Source organism: Micromonospora sp. ATCC 39149, from assembly GCF_000158815.1.
Taxonomy (GTDB): Bacteria; Actinomycetota; Actinomycetes; order Mycobacteriales; family Micromonosporaceae; genus Micromonospora.
On record NZ_GG657738.1, the window covers coordinates 2,040,545 to 2,049,937 of the forward strand.

Sequence of the window (9,393 nt, forward strand, 5' to 3'; positions counted from 1 at the left end):
TTCGCTCGGACCCACGCCGACGCACGCCGAAACCCGGCGGTCGTTGCTGTCGTGGAGAGCCGCAGGCCAGCCGATCGTCGCTTCGCGACCATCTGCCCGAACCCTGCCGGCTTCAGCACTCTACCCGGTTGGCTTCGCGATTGCAACTCCGTCTCACCGGAGCCTTGTCGCACCACCCGGACCAGCCTCGATCGGCGCCTCCGCCACGAGCCTGGCACCCGCTCTCGGCCGGTTTGTCCGGCCTCCCGCGTGCAGGGAGAAAGTTACGCGCACGGCACCGGGAAGGCAAATCGGCATCTGTCACTGTCCGGACGAAGCTGACGCCGCTGGCGTGACCGGATGTGCGCGGGCGCGTGTCAGAGTGTCTGGCATGGATGCCGCCTCCCCTCCCCCGGTGACCCCGCTCGCCGAGGAAGCACTGCTCGGACTGCTGTTGCCGTTCTGGCAGCTGGTCATCGGCGCCGTGGTGGTGGTCGTCGTCCTGCTCTCGGTGGGTCGGTTGGCCCGGCGCGGGCGCTCCCGGATGTCTGCCGCGCTGCTCATCACGGCCACCGCCATCGCCGGCCTCACGGTGCTCGGGGTCCTCCTACAGAGCTGAGCCGACGCCTGCATCGACTCGGGGACCCGGGTGTCTCGACAGCCACGCCTGGGCGGGCGACCGCGCGTGATCGCGTGACCGCCCGGGGCGCGAGCCCACCCGACAGCGCAACGACGGCCGGAGGTCAGAGCCGGCGGTTAGCCAGGCTGGGCAGCTCGCTGCGGAGCGTCCGGAGCCGGTCCAGGTCCAGGTCCACGACGGTGAAGCCGGGACCGTCCGGCACCTGACCGAGGACAGTCCCCCACGGGTCGACGACCATGCTCCGGCCGAAGCAGGTGCGCCCCGGCTCGTGGTCGCCGGTCTGACCGGCGGCGGCGACGAAGCACTGGTTCTCGATGGCCCGCGCCCGCAACAGGACCTCCCAGTGGTCCCGCCCGGTGTGCAGCATGAACGCCGCCGGCACCACCAGCAGTGTGGCGTCCCCTTCCGTGACCAGTTGCCGGTACAGCTCCGGAAACCGCAGGTCGTAGCAGATCGACAACCCGACCCGGACGCCCTCGACGTCGACCACCACCGGCTTCTCCCCCGGGGCGACCGTCGCCGACTCCAGGTACGAGACCCGGCCCGGGATCTCCACGTCGTACAGATGGATCTTGCGGTAGCTGGCGGCGAGCGTGCCGGTGCGGTCGAAGACCAGCGAGGTGTTCCAGCTGTGCTCCCGGTCCGGACCCGCCTCGTGGAACGACCCGGCGTGCACCCAGATGCCGAGCCGACGGGCGACGCCAGCGAAGAACCGGCCCACGGTGCCGTCCACCGGCTCGGGCTCCGGCATGCTTGCGGCGGGGCCGAGAAAGTCGACGTACTCCGGGAGGACCGCCAGGTCCGCGCCGGCCGACGCGGCCCGAACCAACAGAGCCTCCGCGGCGGAGAGGTTGGCCGCCCGGTCGTCGCGGGAGTTGAGCTGGCAGACGGCGACGCGCATGACCATCAGCGTACGGCCGGGAGGGCCCCCGCGACAGCCTCAGCCGCCGGCGGAGGGGCTGGCGCTCCCCCCGACGGCGGACGGGTCAGGCAGACTTCTCCTCGCGGTCCCGGCGAGCCCGGCGGCCGCTGAACTCCCGGGGCACGATCGTCGGGTTCACGTTCTCCAGGACGACCTCGCGGGTGATCAGCACCCGGGCGGCGTCGGGGTTGCTCGGCACCTCGTACATCACGGAGAGCAGGACCTCCTCCATGATGGCGCGCAGGCCCCGGGCACCCGTGCCGCGCAGCATCGCCTGGTCGGCGATGGCCTCCAGGGCCGGCGGATCGAACTCGAGCTCCACGCCGTCCAGCTCGAAGAGGCGCTGGTACTGCTTCACGAGCGCGTTGCGCGGCTCGGTGAGGATCCGCACGAGGGCGGAGCGGTCGAGGCTGCGAACGTTGGTGATCACCGGAAGGCGGCCGATGAACTCGGGGATCAGGCCGAACTTCAGCATGTCCTCCGGCATGACCTGGCTGAAGATGTCGTCGGTCGACCGCTCGGAAACCGAGCGGAGCCGCGCGCCGAAGCCCGTGCCGCCGTGACCCGTGCGGGCCTCGATGATCTGGTCGAGACCGGCGAAGGCCCCGCCGCAGATGAACAGCACGTTGGTGGTGTCGATCTGGATGAACTCCTGGTGCGGGTGCTTGCGACCGCCCTGCGGCGGCACGTTGGCGACCGTGCCCTCGAGCATCTTCAGCAGCGCCTGCTGGACGCCCTCGCCGGAGACGTCCCGGGTGATCGACGGGTTCTCCGACTTACGGGCGATCTTGTCGACCTCGTCGATGTAGATGATGCCGGTCTCGGCGCGCTTGATGTCGTAGTCCGCGGCCTGGATCAGCTTGAGCAGGATGTTCTCCACGTCCTCGCCGACGTACCCGGCCTCGGTGAGGGCGGTGGCGTCCGCGATCGCGAAGGGGACGTTCAGCATCCGCGCGAGGGTCTGCGCCAGGTGCGTCTTGCCGCAGCCGGTGGGCCCGAGCAGCAGGATGTTGGACTTGGCCAGCTCGACAGCGTCGCTGCCGGAGCCCGGCGCGCCGGCCGCCTCGGCCTGGATCCGCTTGTAGTGGTTGTAGACCGCGACCGCGAGCGCCTTCTTGGCCTGGTCCTGGCCGACCACGTAGTTGTCGAGGAACTGGCAGATCTCCATCGGCTTGGGAAGCTCTTCCCACTTCACCTCGCCGGACTCGGCCAGCTCCTCCTCGATGATCTCGTTGCAGAGATCGATGCACTCGTCGCAGATGTAGACCCCAGGCCCCGCGATGAGTTTCTTCACCTGCTTCTGCGACTTGCCGCAGAAGGAGCATTTAAGTAGGTCGCCGCCGTCACCGATCCGTGCCACCTACGTTCTCCCTGCACTCATCGGCCGGTGCACCGGCCATGACCTGCGGACGCTGCGCTCCGTCCGTCTCCGTTCGCTCGCCGGACCGTCCCGACGCAGCGGTACGGGCCCGACGTTACCCGCTGGCGGGAGTTTCTCCGACCCCCAAATCGGGCGTGTCAGAGGTCGGCCGGGAACGCGCCCGGCCGACCTCCGACCCGATGCTCGGCTCAGCTGGCCGCGTTGGCGGCGAGCAGGCCCTTCTTGCGGCTGGTGAGGATCGTGTCGACTAGCCCGTACTCGCGGGACTCCTCGGCCGTCATGATCTTGTCCCGGTCGATGTCCTTGCGGACCTTCTCCACCGGCTGGTTGCAGTGCCGGGAGAGCATCTCCTCCAGTTGCGTACGCATCCGCAGGATCTCCCGGGCCTGGATCTCGATGTCCGAGCCCTGCCCGTAGCCGCCCTCGGTAGCCGGCTGGTGGATGATGATCCGCGAGTTCGGCAGCGCCATCCGCTTGCCCGGCGTGCCGGCGGCGAGCAGCACCGCGGCGGCGCTGGCGGCCTGGCCGAGACAGACCGTGGAGATGTCCGGCCGGACGTACTGCATGGTGTCATAGATCGCCGTCATGGCGGTGAAGGAGCCACCCGGCGAGTTGATGTACATGATGATGTCGCGGTCCGGGTCGGTGCCCTCAAGCGTCAGCAGCTGCGCCATCACGTCGTTGGCCGACGCGTCGTCCACCTGGACGCCGAGGAAGATGATCCGGTCCTCGAAGAGCTTGTTGTACGGGTTGGACTCCTTCACCCCGTACGACGTGCGCTCGACGAACGACGGCAGGACGTAGCGGTTGTGCACGGCCGCGAACTGGGGCGGCAGGCTCAGGTCGGTCATCGTCAGCTCCTCGGTCAGCTCAGGGTCCCGGCGCCTTCCGGAACCTGCGCGGCTCCGGTGATCACCTTGTCGATGAAGCCGTAGTCCATGGCCTCCTGGGCGGTGAACCAGCGGTCACGGTCCGAGTCCGCCTCGATCTGGGCCTGGGTCTGGCCGGTGTGGAAGGCAACCCGCTCCTGGAACATCCGCTTGGTGTACAGCATCTGCTCCGCCTGGATGGCGATGTCCGACGCGGTGCCGCCCATGCCGCCGGACGGCTGGTGCATCATGATCCGCGCGTGGGGCAGGGCGTACCGCTTGCCCTTGGTGCCCGCACAGAGCAGCAGCTGCCCCATCGAGGCGGCCATGCCCATCGCCACCGTGGAGACATCGTTGTCGATGTACTGCATCGTGTCGTAGATCGCCATGCCGGAGTAGACCGAGCCTCCCGGCGAGTTGATCCAGAGGAAGATGTCCCGGTCCGGGTCCTCCGCCGCGAGCAGCAGCAGCTGCGCGCAGATGCGGTTGGCCACCTGGTCATTCACCTCGCTGCCCAGGAAGATGATGCGCTCCTTGAGCAACCGGTTGTAGACCGAGTCGTCGAGGTTGCCAATGTTGTCGCCACCGCGGGCATCGATCGCCCGGAGCGGCTTCGCTGGGATGTGCATGTCGGTCATGGCAGCCCTTCGCTCTCCGTACCGTCCTACCCGACACTAACCGCTTGCCCGGGTGGCAGAGTCCCGGTCGGGGCGCTTTTCGCTCTCAGCGCAGCCCTCGGGACGTACCCGGAAAAGGGCTCGCCGCCGCCCACCGCGACCGGTGGACGGCGGCCAGCCGACGATCAGTGCTCGTGGTCGTGGTCGTGTGCCTCTTCGCTCTCGGCGCGGATAGCGTCGAGGCTCACCTCGTTGCCCGCCGTGTCCTTGATCGTGATGCGCTCCATCACCGAGGCCAGCGCCTTGCCGCGCCGCACGTCGCCGAAGACTGCCGCCGCCGCGCCGGAACGGACCAGCTGGTCGTAGAACTGCTGCGGGGGCATCCCGGCGCGCTGCGCGCGGTGGACGATCTCGTGGCCGAACTCGTCGTCGGAGACCTGGACGTTCTCGGCGTCGGCCAGGGTGTCCAGCAGGAGCTGGATCTTGACGCCCTCGGTCGCCGCCTCGTTCAGCTCGGCGTCGACCTGCTCCTCGGTCTTCTCCTCGGCGGCGAGGTACTCCTCCAGGGAGGCACCGATCCGCTCCAGCTGGTCGATCATGGCCTGCTTGCGGCTCTCGACCTCCTCGCGCACCACGCCCTCCGGCGCCGGCACCCCGGCGGCCTCGACGAGCTGCTCCAGGGCCTTGTCCCGGGCGGCGTAGATCTGCTCGACCCGCTTGCCCCGGGTGACCCGCTCACGCAGGTCGCCGCGCAGCTCCTCGATGGTGTCGAACTCGCTCGCCAGCTGGGCGAAGTCGTCGTCCAGCTCCGGCAGCTCCTTCTCCTTGACCGTGCGCACGGTCACCGACACCTCGGCGTCACGGCCGGCGAAGTCGCCGCCGACGAGCTGGGTGGTGAAGGTGGTGCTCTCACCGGCGGCGAGGCCGACGAGGGCCTCGTCCAGCCCCGGCAGGAGCTGCTTGCTGCCGACCTCGTGGGAGATGTTGGTCGCCGAGCCGCCCGGGACGTCCTCGCCGTCGACCGTGGCGTTCAGGTCGATCTGCACGTAGTCGCCCTCGGCGGCGGCCCGCTCGACGGTCTTCAGCGTGGCGAACCGATCGCGCAGGTTCTTCACCTGCTCGTCGATCTCGCTCTCGTCGATCTGGAGTTCGTCGACGGTGACCTCGATCGAGTCCAGGGCCGGCAGGGTGATCTCGGGCCGGACGTCCACCTCGGCGGTGAAGTTGAGCGAGTCACCGTCGTTGAACTCGGTGATCTCGACCTCGGGGCGACCGAGGGTCTTCAGGTCGTGCTCGCGGACCGCGGCGAGGATGTTCTGCGGGATGGCCTCCTGCACCGCCTCGTTCAGGACGGTGCCCCGGCCCACCCGCTGGTCGATCACGGTGGCCGGCACCTTGCCCCGGCGGAAGCCGGGCACCTGCACCTGCGAACCGATCTCCCGGTACGCCTTCTTGAGGCTCGGCTCGAGCTCGACGAACGGCACCTCGATGGCGAGCCGCACGCGCGTCGGGCTCAGAGTCTCGACGGTGCTCTTCACAGGCGTACTCCTTGACGGATCTCAGTTGAGTCTGGGCGTGATTCAGCCCATCGAGTGTAGGCGAGCCGGCGCGGCTCCTCGGCAGCGCCCGGGGGAACCGGCGGATCCCGGGACCCATCGGCCCCGGGAAACCGGTGCTCCCGGACCCGTCGGCACCCGGGGAACCGGTGGGCTCCCAGGGACCGGCGGTTCCGGGGTGCCCGGCCACGGACGACAGTCGGGGTGGCGGGATTTGAACCCACGGCCCCTCGCTCCCAAAGCGAGTGCGCTACCAAGCTGCGCCACACCCCGTGACGACGAGAAGTGTATGCCGTCGGCGCGCGCCAGGGGTGCCGGGGCATCCCCGGCGTGGATCAGCGGCGCGACGTCGGCTGGGCGGGGCGTGCCGGGCCGGCGGCGCGTCGGCGGCGCGACATCGGCGGGTCGCTGGCGCGACGGCGGCGCAACATCGGCGGGTCGGCGGCGCGACGGCGGCGCAACATCGGCGGGTCGGCGGCGCGACGGCGGCGCAACATCGGCGGGTCGGCGGCGCGACGGCGGCGCAACATCGGCGGGTCGGCGGCGCGACGGCGGCGACATGGCGGTATCACCGTTCGGGGATACCGCCACCTCACCGACATGACGTGGAACGCGGATACGGGTGGACTGGACGCGCGCCGAACCGGGGGCACCGGGTAGGCTGTCGGCGCGCCCCGTACACCGGGGCGCAAGCGGGCGTAGCTCAATGGCAGAGCTTCAGTCTTCCAAACTGACGGTGCGGGTTCGATTCCCGTCGCCCGCTCCACGGCACTCCGGCCCAGGTCAACGGCATTTTCGCCGCGCCTGGGCCGTTCTCGTGCCAGCTCTCTTTGATCTTGCGTGCCATTGGCGTGCCAGTAGCGCCGGCCATGCCGTCCGAGGCGAGTTCGCGTGCCGGCCGCGCGGTCCTCTTGCCGGATCCTCTACGCCACCCGCCCGGAGTCAAGGGCGCTGCGCGTCGGCACGCCCCATGCCTACGGCCACCCTCGGCCCCGACCGGGCGGCGAAGTCCCTGGCATCTATCCGGAGGGCAGCGGGGCGGCCGGGCTCGGATAACGCTTTGCCGAGCTCCGGCGGGGTGGCCTACCTTCGCCGGATGGTGGAGATCGAGACTGAGCGGCTCATTCTGCGGAACTGGCGGGATTCCGACCTGTCGCCGTGGACTGCAATGAACGCCGACCCGGAGGTCCGAGAACATCTCGGGCCGCTACTCACTCCGGAGCAGGCCGCGGCCTCGATGCGCAGCTTCCAGGAAGATCTAGACCGGAACGGCTTCAGCTTCTGGGCTGTGGGGGTCCGCGACACAGGGCAATTCGTCGGGTTCGCTGGCCTGGACGTGGTGGACGAGGGCATGCCGTTTACCGGCGTGGAGGCTGGCTGGCGGCTGTCCCGGTCGGCTTGGGGGCACGGGTATGCCACGGAGGCGGCGGTGGCGGTGTTGCGACACGGCTTTGACAAGGTTGGGTTAACCGAGATCTTGGCGGTGACCACCAAGGCGAACCTGCGTTCGCAGGCGGTGATGCGCCGGATCGGCATGACCACGGACCCGGCCGAGGACTTTGACGACCCCGAGGTGGACGAGGGTCCCTTGCGCCGTTGCGTGCTGTACCGCAAGCGTGCGGATGTGGTCTTCGAGACGTAGGCGACGTCTCTCCCGGCAGCAGCCATGTGCCATCAACGTGCCAACGCCCTCTGGCTTGGCTGTACAGCCGTCCGTACAGCCACCTGGCCGGCCGCCGCTTCCAGCTTCCGGTGCCGTCGGTCAGGACTGGCTACGTGACCACTGCTGGTTCGTGCCGCCGCCGCACCCGGACTGCTGGATGTCCGCGCCGTCGCCGGTGCCGGCGTTGACCACGTCGAGGCACTTGCCGCTGTGCCGGGCCCGGAGCTGGAAGTAGCTCCCGGTCGCGGCCCACTGCCACTGCTGGTTGGTGCCGCTGCCGCAGGTGTACTGGATGATGTTGGCGCCGTCGGCGGTGGACGCGTTGGCGACGTCGAGGCACTTGCCGCTGTTGGCGTTGACGACGCGGAAGTAGCCGCCGCCGGCGTCCTGGAACTCCCACCGCTGGTTGCCGCCGCCGTTCCAGGCGTACTGCTTGACCTCGGCGTTGTTCGCCGTCGAGTTGCCCACCACGTCCATCACCCGGCCGCTGTGCCGGGCGGTGATGCGGTAGTAGGCGGGCGAGTTGCCGGTGATCGTTCCCGTGGCCGTGTCGATGGTGACGGACGGGTACCAGGTCAGGCTCATGCTGGTGCTGGACGGGAAGGTGATCGGCAGCCACACGTACTGCGAGTCGCCGACGGGACCGCCCCAGGCGCCCGCCCAGCGGTCACCGAGGTACAGGTAGCTGGTGGTGGAGGTGCCCTGGATCGGCAACACGAAGGCCGGCTGGGAGCTGAAGGTGGTGCTGTTGCCCACGTCGGTCCAGCCGCTCCAGGGCCCCGAGATGCTCTGCGCGGTGGCGTACTTGGCCTGGTTCGGGCTCCAGCCCGTCGCCCCAGAGGTCAGCAGAAAGTACGTGCTGCCCCGCTTGAACAGGGCGGGTGCCTCGCGGTGGGCGCCGTCCCAGAAGTTGCCGACGAGGCTGGCGACGTTGAGGTAGTCCGCCGTGAGCCGGTAGATGTGCAGGTCGTAGTTGTCGTCGGCGGCCGAGATCATGTACGCGGTGCCGTTGTCGTTGTAGAGCATGATGTCCCGGGACATGTGCTGCCCGAGCGGCCGGAAGCTGCCGTGGTAGGTGTAGTTGCCGTCCACCGTGGCCGACGAGGCGACGGCGGCCCGCGCCTCGTTGTAGTCGGACCCGTTCTCCTTGTGCATCCACATCACGTACCGGCCGGTGCTGGCGTTGTAGATGACCTTCGGTCGCTCGATGTTGGCGACCCGCAGCTCGGCGGCCGACGACTGGGTCAGGACGTTGTTGCGGAACTCCCAGGTGCGCAGGTCCGTGGAGCGGTAGACGGAGACCGCCCGGAAGGTGTTGTCCGGGTTGCGGTTCTCGCCGAACCAGTAGTAGTAGTTGTCGACCTTGAGGACGCCACCACCGTGGGCGTGCACCACGGCCCCGCTGGTGTCGGTGAACTGCGTGCCGTTGGTGACGGTCACCGGCGCTGCCTGGGCACCCGCCGTCGGGATGACCACCGTCGCCACGGCCACAGTGAGCGCCACCCCGAGTGACAGGAGGCGTCCGCTTCTTCTCATCCGCTCGTCCTTCCGTGGACCGGGCCGGCCTCGACCCCCGCCGCACGATCCGGCGACGCGATGCCGTCGGAGCTGGGCTGCACCTGCATTAACCCATTGATGGTTACGCATCCGCAACACTGCGGTAACCGGACTTTGGGCAGGGTGCCACAACCACAGACAGGCCAATCAGGGAGAGCCACCGCGACACGAGCCTCCGCACCGCTTGTCGGGTTCTCGGCGTCGGCCCG

At 69.2% G+C, this 9,393-nt stretch carries 8 protein-coding genes and 2 tRNA genes; 3 read left to right on the top strand and 7 right to left on the bottom strand.

The annotated features are described in order from the left end of the window. Positions 1-370: 370 nt before the first annotated feature. A complete protein-coding gene (locus tag MCAG_RS08385; RefSeq protein WP_036372855.1) occupies positions 371-598 on the top strand; it encodes a hypothetical protein in 228 nt (75 codons plus the stop codon). Between the two features lie 124 nt (positions 599-722). Here the strand turns inward: MCAG_RS08385 and MCAG_RS08390 are convergent, their stop codons facing one another. From MCAG_RS08390 to MCAG_RS08415, 6 genes are all read right to left on the bottom strand, one after another. Continuing rightward, a complete protein-coding gene (locus MCAG_RS08390; RefSeq protein WP_036376678.1) occupies positions 723-1,520 on the bottom strand; it encodes a carbon-nitrogen hydrolase family protein in 798 nt (265 codons plus the stop codon). Between the two features lie 85 nt (positions 1,521-1,605). Further along, a complete protein-coding gene (gene clpX / locus MCAG_RS08395; protein WP_007072532.1) occupies positions 1,606-2,901 on the bottom strand; it encodes an ATP-dependent Clp protease ATP-binding subunit ClpX in 1,296 nt (431 codons plus the stop codon). A gap of 209 nt (positions 2,902-3,110) precedes the next feature. Then, on the bottom strand, positions 3,111-3,773 hold the full coding sequence (locus tag MCAG_RS08400) for an ATP-dependent Clp protease proteolytic subunit (RefSeq protein WP_036372858.1): 663 nt from the start codon (positions 3,771-3,773) through the stop codon (positions 3,111-3,113). Between the two features lie 14 nt (positions 3,774-3,787). Beyond that, entirely contained in the window at positions 3,788-4,429 is a 642-nt protein-coding gene (locus MCAG_RS08405; protein ID WP_007072534.1) for an ATP-dependent Clp protease proteolytic subunit, read from the bottom strand. Positions 4,430-4,593: 164 nt separating this feature from the next. Next, positions 4,594-5,946, bottom strand: a complete 1,353-nt coding sequence (gene tig, locus MCAG_RS08410) for a trigger factor (RefSeq protein ID WP_007072535.1) — start codon at positions 5,944-5,946, stop codon at positions 4,594-4,596. Between the two features lie 217 nt (positions 5,947-6,163). After that, positions 6,164-6,237 (bottom strand) — tRNA-Pro (locus MCAG_RS08415). A gap of 419 nt (positions 6,238-6,656) precedes the next feature. Here MCAG_RS08415 and MCAG_RS08420 point away from each other — a divergent pair. Together MCAG_RS08420 and MCAG_RS08425 are read left to right on the top strand one after the other, a co-directional pair. After that, positions 6,657-6,730, top strand: a tRNA-Gly gene (locus MCAG_RS08420). Between the two features lie 330 nt (positions 6,731-7,060). Beyond that, positions 7,061-7,606, top strand: a complete 546-nt coding sequence (locus MCAG_RS08425) for a GNAT family N-acetyltransferase (RefSeq protein ID WP_036376681.1) — start codon at positions 7,061-7,063, stop codon at positions 7,604-7,606. A 120-nt stretch (positions 7,607-7,726) separates the two neighbouring features. Here MCAG_RS08425 and MCAG_RS08430 read toward each other — a convergent pair whose 3' ends face one another. Further along, positions 7,727-9,163: an RICIN domain-containing protein gene (locus MCAG_RS08430; protein ID WP_007072537.1), complete on the bottom strand. Its 1,437-nt coding sequence runs from the start codon at positions 9,161-9,163 to the stop codon at positions 7,727-7,729. Positions 9,164-9,393: the final 230 nt, after the last annotated feature.

Bases quoted from the DNA above. Each gene is read 5' to 3' on its own strand.
- MCAG_RS08385 (WP_036372855.1), top strand. From the start codon at position 371: ATGGATGCCGCCTCCCCTCCCCCGGTGACCCCGCTCGCCGAGGAAGCA.
- MCAG_RS08390 (WP_036376678.1), bottom strand. From the start codon at position 1,520: ATGCGCGTCGCCGTCTGCCAGCTCAACTCCCGCGACGACCGGGCGGCC.
- MCAG_RS08400 (WP_036372858.1), bottom strand. From the start codon at position 3,773: ATGACCGACCTGAGCCTGCCGCCCCAGTTCGCGGCCGTGCACAACCGC.
- MCAG_RS08405 (WP_007072534.1), bottom strand. From the start codon at position 4,429: ATGACCGACATGCACATCCCAGCGAAGCCGCTCCGGGCGATCGATGCC.
- MCAG_RS08425 (WP_036376681.1), top strand. From the start codon at position 7,061: ATGGTGGAGATCGAGACTGAGCGGCTCATTCTGCGGAACTGGCGGGAT.
- MCAG_RS08430 (WP_007072537.1), bottom strand. From the start codon at position 9,163: ATGAGAAGAAGCGGACGCCTCCTGTCACTCGGGGTGGCGCTCACTGTG.